Below are 18,483 nucleotides of genomic sequence, written 5' to 3'. Positions count from 1 at the left end.
GCATGGCTTTGATTAAACCTGTACGCGGCATAGAGCCGCAGGTCGGCAATAACTGCTGGTTTGCCGACAACGCCACCCTGGTTGGTGACGTAACTATGGGAGATGACTGTACGGTCTGGTTCAACGCCGTTGTGCGGGGCGATGTCAACCGCATCCGCATCGGCAACCGGACCAATATTCAGGACGGAGCCGTTATTCACTGCACCTACCAGAAATACGCCACGACCATTGGTAACTCGGTCAGTATTGCCCATAATGCCGTTGTACACGGCTGCACGATCGAAGATCGGGTGCTGATCGGCATGGGGGCTATCGTCATGGACGGCGCGGTGGTCGGAACAGGCAGCATCATTGCGGCTGGCGCCATCGTCACCCAGCATACGGTCGTTCCGCCCGGCTCCATTTATGCCGGCAACCCAGCCCGTTTCCTGAAAGCGGTTTCTCCGGAACAGGCCGAGATTTTTGATCGCACCGCCAATAATTACGTCATGTACGCCGAGTGGTTTAAGTAAGTATGGACGAGTTTTTCATCTACCTGCGCCTGGGTTTCGACCACATCACCGATCCCGGTGGTTACGACCATATTCTGTTCGTGATAGCGCTCTGTACGGTCTATACCCTCCAGCAATGGCGGCAGGTACTGGTGCTGGTCACTGCCTTTACCATTGGTCACTCCATCACGCTGGCCCTGGCTACCTTACAACTGATCGACTACAGCACGGCGCTCATCGAGCTGCTGATTCCGGTTACGATCCTGATCACGGCCATAACCAACCTGTTTTATCAGGAACCCCGCTCCCGGCTGCAATCCACCACCCCGTCGCCCAATCGCTACTGGCGGTACGGCCTGGCTCTGGTCTTCGGGCTGATCCACGGCATGGGCTTCTCCAACTACCTGCGCAGCCTGCTCGGCCGCGAAGTCAGCATTGTTCAGCCGCTGCTGGCGTTTAACATCGGGCTGGAGCTGGGGCAGCTGCTCATTGTAACGCTGGTTCTGGCCATTGCCTTCGTGGTGCTGGATATCCTTCGGCGGAGCCGGCTCCGGTGGGTACTGGTCGTTTCAGGAATCGTGGCCGGCATGGCTATTTCCCTGATTCTGAACAATGAGTTAGTAGCGGGCAAGTAGCTACGCGGTTCATGAACCCGATGATTATATGCGGCTATATAGAAAAAGCGCAATGGGCATATTACGCTTTTTCTATAATTTTACTCTCCTAATCCAAATTCTGACAAACTCACTTCATGCAAAAGATAATTTTGCTGGCGATCGGTGTTTCCATCGGATTCACAACGGCGCAGGCACAGGCGCCATCAGCGCCAACTCAGAAGGCCAACACCCGTTTTGAGCAACTCGGGCCTATGCTGCCCACCCCCAATACCTTCCGTACCGCTTCAGGCGCTCCCGGCAAAGACTATTTCCAGAACCGCGCCGACTATGACATCAAAGCCGAACTCGACGATACCAAACAACGGATAACGGCTTCGGAGAACATCACATACCAGAACAACTCATCCGACGCCCTTCGCTACCTCTGGCTCCAGCTCGACCAGAACCTCTTTAAGCCCGATGCCGACGGCAATACCACCGAAACCAACAGCATCAACGCCGAACGGGGCGCGTCGCCCGGCCAGCTGGACCCCAGCGCTGCGCTGCGGAACAAGGAGTACGGCTATACAATCACATCGGTACGCGATGCAGCTGGTAAAGCGCTGAAGTACACGATCAATCAGACCATGATGCGCATCGATCTGCCCACGCCCCTGGCGCCCGGCAAGTCGGTTTCGTTTGCGATCGACTGGAATTTTAATATCGTCGACGCCAAATCCGTTGGGGCTCGTTCGGGCTACGAGTTCTTCCCGAAAGACGGCAACTACGTATACGAGATAGCGCAGTGGTTTCCGCGGCTTTGCGCCTATGACGATGCAAATGGCTGGCAGAACAAACAGTTTCTGGGGCAGGGTGAGTTTACCCTTATCTTCGGCAATTACAAAGTGGCCATCACCGTTCCGAACGACCACGTAGTAGGCGCCAGCGGTGAACTTCAGAACCCGTCGCAGGTGCTGACCGCTGCGCAGCTGACCCGCTGGAACAGCGCCAAAGCCAAAGGTGACAAACCCGGCGAAAATCCGGTACAGATCGTAACCCCGGCCGAAGCCGAAGCCGCCGAAAAAGCCAAGCCGACCGGCAAGAAAACCTGGATCTACAAAGCCAATAACGTACGCGATTTCGCCTTCGCAACCAGCCGTAAGTTTATCTGGGACGCCCTCCAGCCCAACGTAGGTGGCAAGCGCGTATGGGCCATGTCGCTCTACCCCAAAGAAGCCAATCCGCTCTGGGGCCAGTACTCGACCCGGCTGGTGGCGCATACCCTGCGTTCCTACTCGCGCCGTACGTTCGACTATCCCTATCCCGTAGCCTACTCCGTACACGGCCCCATTGGCGGTATGGAGTACCCCATGATCTCGTTCAACGGCGCCCGTCCGCTGGCCGATGGTACCTATTCGCAGGGAACCAAGAACTTCCTGATTTCGGTGGTGATCCACGAAGTAGGGCACAACTTCTTCCCCATGATCGTCAACTCCGACGAGCGCCAGTGGTCCTGGATGGACGAAGGCCTGAACAGCTTCCTCGAAGGGCTGGCCTGCCTGGAGTGGGATCCCGATTTTCCGGCCCGGGGTATCGAACCGCAGTACATTGTCCCCTACATGCAGCTCGACTCTACGCAGCAGGTGCCCATCATGAGCAGTTCCGACAATATTCTGCCCAACACCTTTGGTCCCAACGCCTACAGCAAACCTGCCACGGCGCTCAACATCCTGCGCGAGACGGTGATGGGCCGCGAACTCTTCGATTACGCCTTCAAGGAATATTCCCGCCGGTGGATGTTCAAGTCGCCCACGCCCGCCGATTTTTTCCGGACCATGGAAGATGCCTCGGGTGTTGACCTCGACTGGTTCTGGAAAGGCTGGTTCTACGGTGTTCAGCCCGTCGATCAGTCGCTGGTAAAGGTAGACTGGTTTCAACCCGCCAGCCAGAACCCCGAAGTAACGAAGGCCGAAGCACGGGCGGCTGCCCAGCGCCGGGCTAATACCATCAGCAAACAGCGCGATGCGGCTACCAAAGATCAGAGCGTGGTGGCTCAGGACAGCACCATGAAGGACTTCTACAACTCCTACGACCCCTACGCCGTTACCGACGAAGACAAGAAGAAGTATCAGGACTACCTGGCCACCCTCACCCCCGACGAGCGGAAACTGGCCGAAGCGGGCACCAACTTCTATACCTTGTCGCTGAAAAACAAAGGCGGGATACCCATGCCCGTGATCATACGGATGCAGTTCGAAGACGGCACTGACTCGGTAGCCCGCTTCCCGGCCGAAATCTGGCGCTTCAACGATGTTCAGATTCGGAAAGTCGTTGCCACCAGCAAGAAAGTGACCCAGTGGACGCTGGACCCCTACCGGGAAATTGCGGATATCAATACCGACGACAACAGCTTCCCGGCCCTGGCCGAGCCAAGCCGTTTCCAGCTGTTCAAGCAGCAGCGGGGGGGCGGAGCAACCGCGCCGAACCCCATGCAGCAGCAACGCCAAAGCCAGTCGACACCCCCGCGTCCTGCCGTTCAGGGAAGCGGTCGAAACTAGAACCAAACAACCTGCAGCAAACTATGAGAAAAATCCTTCTTTCCTGCCTGGCCCTCTGGTCGGCAACCGTACTGGCGCAGCAACCCGCTCCAACGCAGAACGCCAACTCGCGTTTTGAGCAGCTCGGGCCCATGCTCCCAACGCCCAACACCTTCCGTACGGCCGCGGGCGCTCCCGGCAAAGATTACTTCCAGAACCGCGCCGACTACGACATCAAGGTCGAACTCGACGATGCCAATCAGAAGATCATCGGTTCTGAAACGGTCACCTACCACAACAACTCGACCGACGTACTGCCTTACATCTGGCTCCAGCTCGATCAGAACCTGTTTGCCAAAGGCTCGACCGGCAGCGTAACCCGCACCGGTGGCGTGAGCGAAAACGGCATGAGTTTCGCCCAGTTGCAGAACCTGACCTCGGTTCGTGAGCGGAGCAACACCCAGGCTACCGACAAGTACGGCTACAAGATCACGGCCGTTACCGATGCCAAATCGCGCACGCCCCTGAAGTACACCATCAACCAGACTATGATGCGTATCGACCTGCCGGCCCCCCTCAAGCCAGGCACCAGTTACTCATTCAACATTGACTGGAACTACTTCATTACGGAGTACTACGGCCGCAGTGGCTACGAGTTTTTCCCGAAAGACGGTAACTCCAACTACTTCATTGCCCACTGGTTTCCGCGTTTGTGCGCCTATAGCGACGTAAATGGCTGGCAGAACAAGCAGTTTCTGGGGCAGGGTGAGTTTACCCTCATTTTCGGCAACTACAAAGTGGCCATCACTGCCCCTGCCGACCACATCGTCGGTTCTACCGGCGAATGTCAGAACTACAAGCAGGTGCTCACGGCGGCTCAGCAAAAACGCATGGCTCAGGCCGCGAACTCGAAAACGCCGGTCGTCATCGTAACCCAGGCCGAAGCCGAAGCCGCCGAAAAAGCCAAGCCAACCGACGTAAAAGCGAAGAAAACCTGGATTTACAAAGCTGACAATGTACGTGATTTTGCGTTTGCCAGCAGCCGTAAATTCATCTGGGACGCCATGCAAACCGACGTATACGGCGACGGTCGTAAGATCTGGAGCATGTCGTTCTATTCGAAAGAAGGCAACCCGCTCTGGGGCCAGTACTCGACCCGCGTCGTAGAACACACGCTCAAATCGTACGGCAATCGTACCATCAAGTACCCGTATCCGGTGGCAATCTCGTGTCATGCTACGGCAGGTGGCGGCATGGAATACCCCATGATCTCGTTCAACGGCGGTCGGCCCGAGCCCGATGGCACGTACTCCGAGCGCACCAAAGCCGGTATGATCGGCGTAATTATCCACGAAGTAGGGCACAACTTCTTCCCCATGATCGTCAACTCCGACGAGCGCCAGTGGACCTGGATGGACGAAGGGCTGAACACGTTCTGTCAGTATCTGGCCGAAAAAGAATGGGATTATAACTTCCCGACAAGCCGGGGTGAGCCGCAACAGATTGTCGACTACATGAAGTCTGACAAGTCGGTACTGTCGCCCATCATGACCAGCTCCGACAACGTTATCAGCCTCGGTCCCAACGCCTATGCCAAGCCCGCCACGGCGCTCAACATCCTGCGCGAAACGGTCATGGGCCGCGAACTCTTCGACTACGCCTTTAAGGAATACGCGCGCCGGTGGGCCTTCAAGAGCCCCGAGCCAGCCGACTTCTTCCGGACGCTGGAAGATGCCTCGGGCGTTGACCTCGACTGGTTCTGGAAAGGCTGGTTCTACGGCGTTGAGCCCGTTGATCAGGATTTGGTAGAGGTAGACTGGTTCCAGGTCGACAACCAGGATCCGGTTGTGGCCAAAGCAGCCGCTCGTGAAGCCGCCCAGCGCCGGGCCAATACCATCAGCAAACAGCGCGATGCGGCTACCAAAGACAAAAGCGTGGTGGCTCAGGACAGCACCATGAAGGACTTCTACAACGCCTACGATCCTTACGCCGTTACCGACGCCGATAAGAAGAAGTATCAGGATTACCTGGCTACGCTGAGCGAAGAAGAGCGCAAAACGCTGGAAACAAACACGAAGACTAACTTCTACACCCTCTCGCTGAAGAACAAGGGGGGCGTACCGATGCCTGTCATTGTACGGATGCAGTTTGAAGATGGCACCGACTCGGTGGCCCGCTTCCCGGCCGAAATCTGGCGCTTCAACGATGTTCAGATTCGGAAAGTCGTTGCCACCAGCAAGAAAGTAACCCAGTGGACGCTGGACCCCTATCAGGAAATCGCCGACATCGACACCGAGAACAACTCGTTTCCGCGTTCGTCGCAACCGACCCGCTTTCAGCTGTTTAAGCAGCAGCAACGGGGTGGTGGAGCCCCCCCGAACCCCATGCAGCAGCAACGGCGCACTACGCCCCCGCCCGCCGTACAGGGTACCGGCCGGAATGAGTAGAGGCTGACCAAAGCCAAATGCGCAATGGATATTGAGCGATACTCATCAATATCCATTGCGCATTTGGCTTTATTAATTACCTTTGCAGACCTCATTCGGGATGTGGCGCAGCCTGGTAGCGTGCTTGCATGGGGTGCAAGAGGTCGTGGGTTCGAATCCCGCCATCCCGACTTAGTTGAAAAGCCAATCGATCCGATTGGCTTTTTTTGTGTCCATACCGCAGGAATTTGTCTGGGTGGCCTCGGTTACTACGACCTGTCAGGCCAACAAAAAAGGCACCCGTAGGTGCCTCTCTCACAATCTATAGAAACTTGACCAAGCCTATTCTGTACGTCCTGCCTGCACCGGTTCGTAATCGATCAGGTCGGTAGCCAGATTGGTTCCCTGCCACAACGACAACGCGGCATGAGCGACCAGCACAACCGACAGAAATACGGCCACCAGTTTACCAATCAACGGCATAGATAGCCCCGGCAGTAATACTAAACCCATCAAGCCGGCAAAAACAATAAAAACAGTAATGGTGGTGGTGCGGTAGCTGCTCATGGTCGTTTCCAGTGAATGGTTTGGGAATGATGGAGGGAGTGAAACTCCTGTTTCTTTTGACGATACAAACATCTCGTTACCGGATTAAGATGACGTTTAGTTCGGGTTAAAGTAGGGTTAAAGTTGTTAGACTGCGCCGTTTGCAATTCGTCATCTGAGCCGGAGAGAATATCCAGGTTTTACAGTCGCAAACCTGCCCCTGGGCCATTATGCCCCTTACAGGCAACGCTTCTGCGAAAAAATATAGGATGCATCGTGTGGATTCTGATACTGGTACGCATCTAAAAGGCATAGCTCTGGCTGGACAAACGAGTAGGGAGCATCAACCTTAACAATTATTTTATGAAGAGAGCCCCGCCCAAACCCGTTGAATGTAGCTCACTCATAGCCATACAATTGTACTTCGGACGGTTGAAAAACAAGGCTTTACCGCAGGAGAGGGTCATTCAGGAGCATTTGTAGTCAGTCGAATATATCCAAGTATTTGTTGATGGATTGCCATTAGAATGAAAATTTTGGATAATAGGGATGCGTTGTATTCATCGGAAAAACTATAGTTTTGTGGAGGTTTCGATCGCTTGCGGTCAAATTTTTGACTGACAAAACCCAAACAATCTAAAATTTTCACTTTTTTTACCGGGCAAACCAACTTTTAATTTTAACCCTACAGTCCAGTTCCAATGAAAACACAAACACCCTCTCCAGCACCAGCCAAAGCAGCTGCACCTAAGAAGAAGTCGGGCGGTCTGAATCCAGCACTCGTGATTCCGGTTCTGCTGTTGATCGGTATCCTGACGTACATGTTTGTCTTCGGCGATGGTAGCCACTTCCAGGAAGGCGACAATACGAAAGAGCCGCTCCCAGGCGATTACTTCGGGACTGTGTACAAGGGCGGTTTTATCGTGCCGATCCTGTTCACATGTTTCCTGACGGTGTTGGTGTTCTCGATTGAGCGCTTCATTACCATCGGCCGCGCCAATGGCTCAGGTTCGATTGATGACTTCGTTCGGAAGGTGAAGAGCCAACTCGACCGCAACGACGTATCGGGCGCTATTGCCGAGTGCGATCGTCAGAAAGGTTCGATCGGTAACGTAGTAAAAACCGCCCTGCTGAAATACCAGCAGCTGTCGACCGACACCGAACTGAACAAAGAACAGAAACTGGTTGCGCTGCAGAAAGAAGTAGAAGAAGCTACGACGCTTGAACTGCCAATGCTCGAGAAGAACCTGACGATCATTGCTACGCTGGCTTCGGTTTCGACGCTGATCGCCCTGCTCGGTACGGTACTTGGTATGATCCGGGCTTTCGCAGCTATGGGTGCTACCGGCCAGCCTGATACGGCTGCTCTGTCGACGGGTATCTCGGAGGCCCTTGTAAACACGGCTCTGGGTATCGGTACGGCTGCTATCGCTACGATCATGTACTCGTACTTCACCAGCCGGATCGACGTACTGACGTACAACATCGACGAAATCGGTCTGAGCATCCAACAGAATTTCGCAGCTCACTACTAGGCGCGCTTAGGTGACGTTTTCATTAGCCAGTCTGCTCAGCAGATTCGCAGAAACAGATTAAAATATGCCAGCAGTTAAAATCAAACGTGCTAGTTCTTCGGTGGACATGACGGCGATGACTGATGTGGCGTTCCTGTTGCTGACGTTCTTTATTCTGACGGCCCAGTTCCGGGCCCAGGATGCCGCCAGCATTGAAACCCCTTCGTCGATCTCCGGGATCAAAGTCCCTGATAAGAATATCATGACCATCGGCCTGGGTAAAGACGGCAAGGTTTATTTCGGTATCGACAACCAGCAGGAACGCATGGAAATGCTGGAAAATGTCGCGGCAGCCAAAGGCATTACCTTCTCGCCAAACGAGAAAAAAGAGTTTGCTCTGATGTCAAACTTCGGTATGCCCATCGCGCAGTTGAAGCAGTATCTGAACCTGTCGAAAGAACAGCAGGGGAAGATCAAGCAGCCAGGTATTCCGACCGATTCGACCGGTGCCGGTGCGAACAATGAACTGAAAGATTGGGTGTTCAACTCAAGAAAGGCCAATAATGACCTGCGGATCGCTCTGAAGGGGGATAACCTCGCCAAGTTTCCGGAGTTCAAGAACGTGTTGGCTACGCTCCAGGCGCAGAATATCAACAAATTCAACCTGATCACGGGCACGGAAGCGCCCCCGGCTGGTTGGAAGGCAGACTAACAACGTCTACAGCTTACGGTACCTGGCACATCGGTAGCCAGGGCCGTAAGCTGTAAACCGAAAACCAAACAAGCCATGGCAGAAATTAACACTGGCGGTGGTGGTGGACATGATGGTGGTAAGGTACGGTCCAAGAAACAGTCGACCCGCGTTGATATGACGCCGATGGTTGACCTGGGCTTCCTGCTGATCACATTCTTCATCCTGGCTACCACCCTGAGCAAGCCATCTTCGATGACGCTCAACGTGCCAGATAAAACCAAACAAGAGGAAACGGAGCCTATCAAGGCCTCTAACGTAATGACCGTTTTCCTGGGTAAAGACAACAAGGCGCATTACATTTTCGGTAAGGCGGCTAACGAAGACCCAGAGCTGAAAACAGTTGGCTACGGGTACGAATTCCGGCAGGCCATTCAGGAAAACGCCCGCAAAGTAGGCAGTGACAAATTTGTCGTGGTTATCAAGCCAACCAAAGAGTCGACCTACAAGAACATGGTCGACGTATTGGATGAGATGGCCATTACGAAAACCAAACGGTACGCGCTGGTTGACCAGTTGACCGCGGATGAGAAAACCCTTCTCAAAGACAAAGTTAAAATAGACGCATAACACCATGGCAGAAACTCCCAAAAACGCAACACTGGATGATATAGTGTTTGCCAACCGGAACCAGGCGTATGGTGCGTACGATCTGCGGAAAGCGTATCCAAAGACCGTTACCCGTGCGTTAATCATCGGTGGTGTGCTGTTTACGCTTGGCGTACTGGCCCCAACGATCATTACAGCCCTGACTCCGGAAGTTGAAGAACAGGCAATGGTTGAGGTGGACCTTATGAAGCTCCCCCCCCCGCCAATTGATCCCAACGAACCACCGCCACCGCCACCACCGCCGGTAGAAGTACCGAAGGTGAATACGGTTAAATTCCTGCCGCCGGAAGTTAAGCCCGACGAGGAAGTACCCGAAGAAACACCACCGCCGGCCGTTGAAGAGTTGAAAGAAGCCGTCGCTGCCGAAAAAACCCAGGAAGGTGACCCTAACGCTGAAGAGGTAATTGCTGCCCCCGAAGCGAGTGCCGGCCCAACCAAGGTAGAGGTAGCCGTTGAAGCAGCTCCCAAAGAAGAAGAAATCTTTACGGTGGTTGAACAGCAGCCCGAATTCCAGGGTGGTATGGCCGCACTTGGTCAGTTCCTGCAGAAAAACCTGCGTTATCCGGCTGCGGCTCAGCGTGCAAACGTATCGGGCCGGGTATTTGTAAGCTTCGTTGTTAATACCGACGGTAGTATCCAGGATGTTCAGGTTCTGAAAGGACTGGGCTTCGGGACCGACGAAGAAGCAACCCGCGTGGTAAAAAGCATGCCGAAATGGCGTCCCGGTAAACAGTCGGGCCGTCCGGTTCGGGTAAAGTATAACCTACCGATCAACTTCACGCTGGAATAAACCAACATGCGCGGACGAAATCGTGGTCTGGCGCAGCTAACACTGTACATCGCAGTGCTGGCTTCGCTGGCATACATGGGAGGAGGCATCGCACTGATAGCCTCCTCTCAGTCTTTTGGCGTGTTCCCTGAACCGGGACCTCTCCGGTACGGAATGGCCACACTGTTGCTTATTTATGGTATTTTCAGGGCCTATCGCGCCTATCAACGTTTTCAGGGACATGATTAAGCACCTTCTTTGGCTGGGCGGATTCCTGACGATGCTGTTCGGCTGTACGAACGAAGCCACCAAGCTCGACAATCCGGCACGGGGCACCATTACCGTGGCGGCTGACGAATCGTTTCGCCCACTGGTTACGCAGCTGACCTCCGCCTACGCCGGAATCTACCCCGACGCGCATTTCAAAATCGTTTTCAGACCAGAACAGGAAGCCATCAACATGATGCTCCGCGACAGCGCCCGGATTGCCTTTACCACCCGGACGCTAAAACCGAACGAGCGGGGCGTACTTAACCAACTGAAGATCAAAGGCAGTACGACCAAGATTGCCACCGACGGCGTAGCGCTGATCATCAACCGGGCCAATACCGATAGCCTGATGACCATGAACGAACTGCAGCGCCTTTTCCTGGGTCAGATAAAAGACTGGTCGCAGCTGAAAGGCGGAAACCAGTCCAGCCCGATTACGCTGGTGTTCGACAACAACAACTCCAGTAACCTGGCATCGATACTGACTAAATTCAACATAAGCGACGTAAGTAAACTACGCATCTTCACGACCCGATCGAACCGAGAGGTCATCGATTTTGTTCGTAAAAATCCGTCGGCCCTCGGTTTTATCGGTGTGAACTGGATCAGCGATGGCGACGAACCCCTTACGGCTGAATTGTCGCGCGATCTGCGAGTTGTGGGAGTCTCTGACAAGCCCAACCCTACGCAGCGGTCTGATTATTATCAGCCGTTTCAGGAAGATCTGGGTATGTTGCGCTACCCACTCCGTCGGCCGGTTTACGTACTTAGCCGGGAAGCCCATCCGGGTTTGGGCGGAGGCCTGATAAACTATGTGGCGCGGGATGCCGGTTCGCTGATCATTTACAAACTTGGACTTTGGCCTACGATCCCGTATAACCGCGAGATTAATCTGAAAAAGTCATAGTCGGAGAGCCTCAGGATGGATGGCCCCAGGGGCCCCAAGTTGTAGGTTGACGGATCGGCTTCTGGCGGGTCGATGTGGAAAATCACCCTTTTTATCATCAGCTGGAATACTAGGTTTCTCGAAAATGGAGCCAGTAGAAAGCCAGCTGACCGGCACATCGGCTCTTACTTAAAAAGTGGATTTCTGGCTTCTGAGGCTATTGTTCTTGACGTTTAATCGGTAAGTCAAACCTTTTGCTCGGAAAACAGTCTATTGTTTGGCAACTCAACTAAATAGACAAACTAAGTCTAAGTTTTTCGGTTTGTGTGCAATTTTTTAGTTTTGCCTTATGTTAACTAAACACGAAGTACTTTTTCCCATTACCAACCTGAAATACATGATGAACACCCCAAAAAAACTGCTGTTCACCATCTTGTTCGCAGGAGCGTCCTTAACTGCTCCGGTGGTAGCGCAGGATGTTCAGACAGCGCTAAAGGACATAGAAGCTGACCGTTTCCCGAAAGCGGAGCAAACGCTGACCCAACTGGCATCGAGTGCCCCTACGGCCGACAACCAGTTCTACCTCGGCTATTTCTACCTGCGTACCGGTCAGATTGATAAAGCAAAGGCTGCTTTCGAGAAAGGCGCAGCGGCCGACGGTAAAAACCAGCTCAATAATGTTGGTCTGGCCGGGGTTGCGCTGGCGAAGAAAGACCGTGCGACGGCTAAAACCCTGATCGACAATGCTGTTTCACAAACTAAAAGCAAGAACCAGGATGTTCTGATTCGTGCTGGTGAAATGTATACGCTTTCTGAAACCAATGATCCGGCCGAGGCTCTGCGTCTGCTGACCATTGCTGACGAGAAAGACAAGAAGAATGAGAACGCCGAGATCGAAATGTTGCTGGGCGACGCGTATTTCCTGAAAAATGACGGTGGTAACGCCATCACGAAATACGAGAACGCGCTGGCCGTTAGCCCGAACCTGGCTGAAGCTAATTACAAAATTGGTCGGCTTTACCTGCGTGGTAAAAACTATACCAAAGCGCAGGAGTACTTTAAGCTGGCTATCCAGAATGATCCTGAGTTTGCTCCGACCTATCTGGCTTACGCCGATGCGCTGGCTAACTCAAGGGCCTATAAGAGTGCAGCCCAGAACTATGAGCTGTACGTACAGAAAAGCGGCACGAACGACCCTGAGCGCCTGCTCGACGTAGCTCGTTATCGCTTCCTGGCCCAGGATTATCAGGGGGCTACCACCTACCTCGATCAGCTGAAAGGTAAGGTGAACAACCCGATCGCTGACCGGATGTACGGTTGGGCTTACTATGGCCTGAACCAGCCCCAGCAGTCGGTAGACGCGCTGAACCGGTTTATCTCGTCGGCTCCCAACAAGGTAATCTATGACGATTACAAGTATCTGGGCCGTTCGTACGGCTTGTTGAACACCCCGGAAGCAGACTCGCTGAGCATTGTGAACCTGGAAAAAGCAGCTACGCAGGATACGACCGAGAACCTGTATCGCGATATCGCTAAGAAATACTACGATATGAAGCGGTACGACAAGGCGGCTGCCTACTACACCAAAACGATCCAGAACGACAAAAAACCGCAGAACAATGACTACCTGTGGCTGGGTCTGGCTAACTACCAGTATGCTCCGCGTGTAGGTCGGGATAGCCTGGCCGCTCCGGTCGATTCGGCTTCGATTCCGCAGGTGAAGCAATCGTACTACCTGCGTGCCGATTCAGCCTTCGCGCAGATGTCGCAGAAGATCGAAGCAGACGGCAAGAAGTATCCGCTGGCTTATTACTACCGCGCTCAGTCGATTTACTACGCCAACGCTACCGATCCGATCAAGGCTGGCGAAGCAGCTACGCCGATTTACCAGAAGTTCATTGAGCAGGCCACCGCACCTGATTCAACGGACAAAACGGATTATAAGCGTTACCTGATCACTGCCTACAAGGCACTGGCAGGCTTCAACATAGCCAAGAAGGATGATGCCAAAGCGAAAGAATATTTCGACAAGGTACTGGAGCTGAATCCGAATGATGCAGACGTGAAGAAGGCGCTGGAAGGACCTAAGGTAGCTCCGACGCCAACGACCCGACCGGGTGCAAAACCGGCTACGAAAGCACCAGCCAAGAAGAGTTCGGCCAGTAAGTAGTCCGCTTACATACATAAAGAAAAAGGCGCAGGCAAGTTGTCTGCGCCTTTTTCTTTATCCAGAAAATAAATACCCTTGGCGCTGAAGCGTGTAGGTTATTATTTTCTAAGGGGCTATCGTAACTTTGCGGGCGCAATTTTTTACAGAACGACACTACCCCGTAAGGCCGTATGCTTAACCTTGTACTGTTTGGCCCACCGGGTGCCGGAAAAGGTACCCAAAGTGAAAAGTTAATTCAGAAATACAACTTAGTACATCTGTCTACAGGAGATCTTCTCCGCTCGCAGATTGCAGCCGGTACGGAGCTGGGCATGCGGGCTAAGCAGTTGATGGACCAGGGCCTGTTGGTACCAGACGAAGTGGTGATCGGCATGATCGACTATAAACTCCGGGAGAATCAGGATGCCGCCGGCTTTATTTTCGACGGTTTTCCGAGAACAGTGCCGCAGGCGCAGGCGCTCGATCGGCTACTGGCTCAGTACAATACGCAGATCACCACCATGATTGCGCTGGTTGTTGATGATGCCGAACTGATTCGCCGACTACTGAAACGGGGAGAAACCTCAGGCAGACCCGACGATCGGGACGAAACAACGGCCCGCCGACGCGTTAGCGTATACAACAGCGAAACCGCGCCCGTAGCCGATTACTATAACCAGCAACAGAAATACATAGCCGTTGATGGCATTGGTGAGATCAGCGAAATTTTTGAATTGATCTGCCAGAATATTGAAACAGCTGTTGCAAAAACAGCGTGACCCCGCTAACCTGATCGGTCTTAAGTTCAGGAAAGCAACTCGTATGGCTTCATCAAACTTCATTGACTACGTTAAAATAAACTGCCGTTCGGGAGCAGGCGGTGCAGGTTCGGTTCACTTTCGGCGCGAAAAGCACGTTCCTAAAGGTGGTCCTGACGGGGGCGATGGGGGCCGTGGCGGGCACATTATCCTGAAAGGCAATGCCCAACTCTGGACATTGCTCCACCTTAAATACCGGAAACACGTCAAAGCCGAGAACGGTACAGCCGGCGAAGGTGGCCGTCGGAGCGGCCAGCAGGGCGAAGATGTTTTTCTGGAAGTACCGCTGGGAACCATTGCCCGCGATCCGGACACCGGCGAAAAGTTGGCCGAGATAACCGAAGAGGGTCAGGAACTGATTCTGCTGCCGGGCGGCCGGGGCGGGTTGGGTAACGACCACTTTAAATCAGCCACCCAGCAGGCTCCGCACTATGCCCAGCCGGGCGAGGCCGGGCAGGAAGCCTGGGTGGTTCTGGAACTGAAACTACTGGCCGACGTAGGGCTGGTGGGCTTTCCCAACGCCGGTAAGTCTACCCTTTTGTCAGCTGTTTCGGCAGCCCGGCCCGAAATTGCCGACTATCCATTTACAACGCTTGTCCCCAATTTAGGGGTCGTAGCATACAGAGACTTCAAATCATTCGTAATGGCCGACATTCCGGGTATTATTGAAGGAGCCTCACAGGGTAAAGGGCTGGGACTGCGTTTCCTGCGTCATATCGAGCGAAACTCGATCCTGCTATTTCTGGTACCGGCTACCAGCGACAACATTCGACAGGAGTATAATACGCTGCTCGATGAGCTACACGCTTACAATCCGGAGTTAATGGATAAAAAGCGGCTGCTGGCCATTACCAAGATTGACTTATTGGAAAATGAAGAAGCCCTGGCGCTTCTGAAAGAAGATTTACCGAAAAAAGTGCCGGTCACGTTTATATCCTCAGTTAGCCAGCGCGGCCTCACAGAGTTGAAAGATCTTATCTGGCAAAATCTGACAACAACAGCTGAAGCAACCTGATTTACTCTCAATCAATATGGCTGGCTGCCAACTGGCCATTTTAACTACTTATGAAGAACTTATCCGTAGCGTTTGTTCTGACGGTTTGCCTGTTTATTCCGCTTGCAACGATAGCTCAGATTCAGATTTCGTTCCCGACCACACGGGCGGTGTTTCAGCGTAATAACGCGAACCAGGCTACCATTCGGGTCTCCGGCTATTATACCACTCCCATCACACGGGTAGAAGCCCGGCTCATTGCGCGGGATGGTGTTGGCAGTTCTACCGACTGGCGTACCATTCAGGGAAACCCGACAGGTGGCGTCTTTGCCGGTGATCTGGCCGGACAGGGTGGCTGGTACAACCTGGAAGTGCGCGGCATGAGTGGCGACCAGCAGGTGGGTACTGCGCAGGTCGAACGGGTAGGTATTGGAGAAGTATTTGTCATTGCGGGCCAGTCAAACGCGCAGGGGGTTCACCAGAGTGCTCCTAATCCCGGTAATGATCTCGTCAACTGTGTCAACTACCGGTATCCTGACAATGGATTTCCGAACGACCCGCCCAAACCCGAATTTACGCGGCTGGACAACTCGCCGGGTTTTACCATTGCTCCGCGTGGTACGGGCAGCTGGTGCTGGGGCCAGCTCGGCGATATTTTGGTGAAGCGGCTCCGGGTGCCGGTCATGTTCTTCAATGCAGCCTTTACCGGAACCGCCGTGCAGAACTGGAGCCAGAGCGCTCCCGATGGTGGTATCGCCTACGGCGTTTATAACGGCGACCCTTACCCAGCCCGTCAGCCGTATATCAACCTGAAAATTGCGCTTCAGTACTACGCCAACACCCTGGGTTGCCGGGCTGTACTGTGGCATCAGGGCGAAGCCGATAACCTGATCAAGTCGCAGCAGAGCTTCTACGTAAGTCAGCTACAGATCGTAATCAGTCAGAGCCGTCAGGATTTTGGCCGAAACGTACCCTGGATGGTGGCCCGGGCTACGTATGGCGATTACATCGGCCTGAGCAATCCAACCATCATTGCGGCTCAGAATCAGGTGATCGCATCAACAGCCAACGTATTCGCCGGCCCCAATACGGATAACATCCAGGTACCCCGTCTGCGCCCTCCGCTCAACGACATCGAAGGTGTTCACTTCGACAACGACGGCCTGGTTGAGGTAGCCAATGCCTGGAACAATAGCATGACCGATGCGTTCTTTCAGCAGGCCAACCCCATTGGACCGGCCGCAGCCCCGACCCTGTCGGTAGCCTGCGCGTCGAACAATAACCTGACCGTTACGGTCAACGGCGATTTCCCAACCGTTCAGTGGACGTCGGGCGAAACCGGGCGTAGCATTACCCGGGGTGCGGGCCTGTATCAGGCAAAAATTAAAGATGCCCTGGGCAACACATACTTCTCCGGACAGGTACGCATATCCGATGCTCCCGTCGCAGCCGTTGCGGATAACCGACCGCCGTCTATCTGTATTGGCAGTAGTCTGGCGCTGACTGCCAATTACGACAATGTTAGCTGGTTCAGAGGTGGCGACAATACCGGAACCACCAGCCGCACCTTCAGCACATCGACGGCCGGGGCCTACTCGGTTCGCTATGCCGACGTGAGTGGCTGTACCTTCACCTCAAATACCATCAACCTGTCGGTCAACCCGCTCCCGGCCACCCCCACCGTGGCGAACGAACGACCCACTACGTTCTGTCAGGGCGACAATACCGTATTACGGGCCAGCAGCGATAATGTTCAGTACAACTGGAGCTCCGGCCAGCGGGATAAAGCCATTACGGTGGGCACATCGGGCAACTATTTCCTGACCGTTACCGACCAGAACGGCTGTACGTCCTTCGCGTCGAATACCATTGCGGTAACCGCCAATCCGGTACCCGCCAAACCGACCGTTACGACCAACGGTCCGACCACATTCTGCGCCGACCGAAACGTAACGCTGACGTCTCAGGAAAATACCGCCTACACCTGGAGCAACGGCCAGACAACCCGCGCCATTACGGTAAACCAGTCCGGCAATTACTCGCTACAGGTACGCAATCAGTTTGGCTGTGCTTCGGTCAACTCAGATATAATCACCGTATCGGTCAACCCGCTGCCGCCCACCCCCACGGTTACGGCGGCTGGCCCAACTACCTTCTGCGAAGGCAACCGGGTGACGCTGAACTCGACCAGCCCCTTTGAGGTGGTTTGGGCCAGCGGCCAGACCGACAAGTCGATCACGGTTAGCTCAAGCGGCAACTATGCCGTACAGGCTCGCGATCAGAACGGTTGCCTGTCGCCCTATTCACCCATTATCGTTGTACGGGCCAACCCATTACCCGCTACACCAACCATCCTGACCAATAAGCCATCAACCATCTGCGAAGGCGACCGGATCACCCTGCGCGTCGATGGTCCCTTCACCGTTTTCTGGAGCACCGGCGATTCTACAGCCAGCATCACGACCGGCCAGCCCGGTGGTTATTCGGCACGCGTACGGGACGTAAACGGCTGTATATCGGCTCAGGCCGGTAGTCTGACCGTGGCAACCCGTCCGTTACCGCCGGCACCATCCATCAATCAGATTGGTACCTATACCCTCGAAGCCGTAAGCTCGACCAATGGCACCGAGTTCCGCTGGCGCCGGGATGCTGATTCGCTGGCCGTACAGACGGGCATCATCAAGGCCAATCAGGCCGGCAACTATACTGCGCGGGCGTCGATCGTCTACTCAAACTCGCTAACCTGTTTCTCCCTGCCGTCGGCTCCGCTATCGTTTACGATCGACCTTAGCAACGGGGGCGTCAGTATTTATCCTAACCCCAGCCCTGACAAGAGAGTGGTACTCGAAACGCTGGAAAACCACTCCAATGTGTCAGTAACGCTGTACTCGCTGACGGGACAACTTATCTCAACGTATAGGGTTCCCCTGTTCGATGAGCGTAAGCAGCTCGAATTAACGGGTGTTCCATCGGGTAGTTACGTATTACGCCTGCAGGCAGCCGACCTCGACGTTTCAAAACGAATTATTCTAGGCTTGTAATATTATTGCCAAACTGACCGTTCAATCATTGAAATTAGCCTTATTTTTGCATTTTACCGGGATACGCATTTCCCGGAAGGCCATAG

Annotated in this window: 14 protein-coding genes and 1 tRNA gene; 14 read left to right on the top strand and 1 reads right to left on the bottom strand. The window is 54.0% G+C overall.

Annotated features, from left to right (window positions below; all coding sequences use genetic code 11):
- Window positions 1-2 precede the first annotated feature (2 nt).
- The 5 genes from B1C80_RS20480 to B1C80_RS20460 all read left to right on the top strand — a co-directional run bounded on the left by B1C80_RS20480 (window position 3) and on the right by B1C80_RS20460 (window position 6,241).
- A complete protein-coding gene (locus tag B1C80_RS20480) occupies window positions 3-512 on the top strand; it encodes a gamma carbonic anhydrase family protein (protein WP_077923081.1) in 510 nt (169 codons plus the stop codon).
- A gap of 2 nt (window positions 513-514) precedes the next feature.
- Complete coding sequence (locus B1C80_RS20475; protein WP_077923080.1) at window positions 515-1,126, top strand: HupE/UreJ family protein; 612 nt, start codon at window positions 515-517, stop codon at window positions 1,124-1,126.
- Window positions 1,127-1,242: 116 nt separating this feature from the next.
- Entirely contained in the window at window positions 1,243-3,645 is a 2,403-nt protein-coding gene (locus B1C80_RS20470) for a M1 family metallopeptidase (RefSeq protein ID WP_077923079.1), read from the top strand.
- 23 nt (window positions 3,646-3,668) lie between these two features.
- Entirely contained in the window at window positions 3,669-6,071 is a 2,403-nt protein-coding gene (locus tag B1C80_RS20465; protein WP_077923078.1) for a M1 family metallopeptidase, read from the top strand.
- Window positions 6,072-6,167: 96 nt separating this feature from the next.
- A tRNA-Pro gene (locus B1C80_RS20460) sits at window positions 6,168-6,241 on the top strand.
- A gap of 151 nt (window positions 6,242-6,392) precedes the next feature.
- On the opposite strand, the gene B1C80_RS20455 is transcribed toward B1C80_RS20460, so the two are convergent.
- Window positions 6,393-6,689 (bottom strand): hypothetical protein, encoded by a 297-nt coding sequence (locus tag B1C80_RS20455; RefSeq protein ID WP_129603177.1) that lies wholly within the window; start codon window positions 6,687-6,689, stop codon window positions 6,393-6,395.
- Window positions 6,690-7,297: 608 nt separating this feature from the next.
- On the opposite strand from B1C80_RS20455, the gene B1C80_RS20450 reads away from it, so the two are divergent.
- From B1C80_RS20450 to B1C80_RS20405, 9 genes are all read left to right on the top strand, one after another.
- Window positions 7,298-8,131, top strand: a complete 834-nt coding sequence (locus B1C80_RS20450; RefSeq protein WP_077923076.1) for a MotA/TolQ/ExbB proton channel family protein — start codon at window positions 7,298-7,300, stop codon at window positions 8,129-8,131.
- A 64-nt stretch (window positions 8,132-8,195) separates the two neighbouring features.
- A complete protein-coding gene (locus B1C80_RS20445; RefSeq protein WP_077923075.1) occupies window positions 8,196-8,822 on the top strand; it encodes a biopolymer transporter ExbD in 627 nt (208 codons plus the stop codon).
- 75 nt (window positions 8,823-8,897) lie between these two features.
- Window positions 8,898-9,431 (top strand): biopolymer transporter ExbD, encoded by a 534-nt coding sequence (locus B1C80_RS20440; protein WP_077923074.1) that lies wholly within the window; start codon window positions 8,898-8,900, stop codon window positions 9,429-9,431.
- A 4-nt stretch (window positions 9,432-9,435) separates the two neighbouring features.
- Window positions 9,436-10,260 carry an energy transducer TonB gene (locus B1C80_RS20435; protein ID WP_077923073.1) on the top strand — a complete coding sequence of 275 codons (825 nt, stop codon included), beginning with the start codon at window positions 9,436-9,438 and terminating at the stop codon, window positions 10,258-10,260.
- Window positions 10,261-10,480: 220 nt separating this feature from the next.
- Entirely contained in the window at window positions 10,481-11,416 is a 936-nt protein-coding gene (locus B1C80_RS20425; RefSeq protein WP_077923071.1) for a PstS family phosphate ABC transporter substrate-binding protein, read from the top strand.
- A 328-nt stretch (window positions 11,417-11,744) separates the two neighbouring features.
- Window positions 11,745-13,565 carry a tetratricopeptide repeat protein gene (locus B1C80_RS20420; protein WP_369822722.1) on the top strand — a complete coding sequence of 607 codons (1,821 nt, stop codon included), beginning with the start codon at window positions 11,745-11,747 and terminating at the stop codon, window positions 13,563-13,565.
- Between the two features lie 170 nt (window positions 13,566-13,735).
- The gene (locus B1C80_RS20415) at window positions 13,736-14,323 is read left to right on the top strand and encodes an adenylate kinase (RefSeq protein ID WP_077923070.1); all 588 of its coding nucleotides are present in this window, start codon (window positions 13,736-13,738) and stop codon (window positions 14,321-14,323) included.
- Window positions 14,324-14,366: 43 nt separating this feature from the next.
- Complete coding sequence (gene obgE / locus B1C80_RS20410; RefSeq protein ID WP_077923069.1) at window positions 14,367-15,377, top strand: GTPase ObgE; 1,011 nt, start codon at window positions 14,367-14,369, stop codon at window positions 15,375-15,377.
- A 50-nt stretch (window positions 15,378-15,427) separates the two neighbouring features.
- A complete protein-coding gene (locus tag B1C80_RS20405; RefSeq protein ID WP_077923068.1) occupies window positions 15,428-18,397 on the top strand; it encodes a T9SS type A sorting domain-containing protein in 2,970 nt (989 codons plus the stop codon).
- Window positions 18,398-18,483 lie beyond the last annotated feature (86 nt).

This window comes from Spirosoma sp. 209, assembly GCF_002006735.1.
Taxonomy (GTDB): domain Bacteria; phylum Bacteroidota; class Bacteroidia; order Cytophagales; family Spirosomataceae; genus Spirosoma; species Spirosoma sordidisoli.
This window is presented reverse-complemented; position numbering and strand designations above follow the sequence as displayed.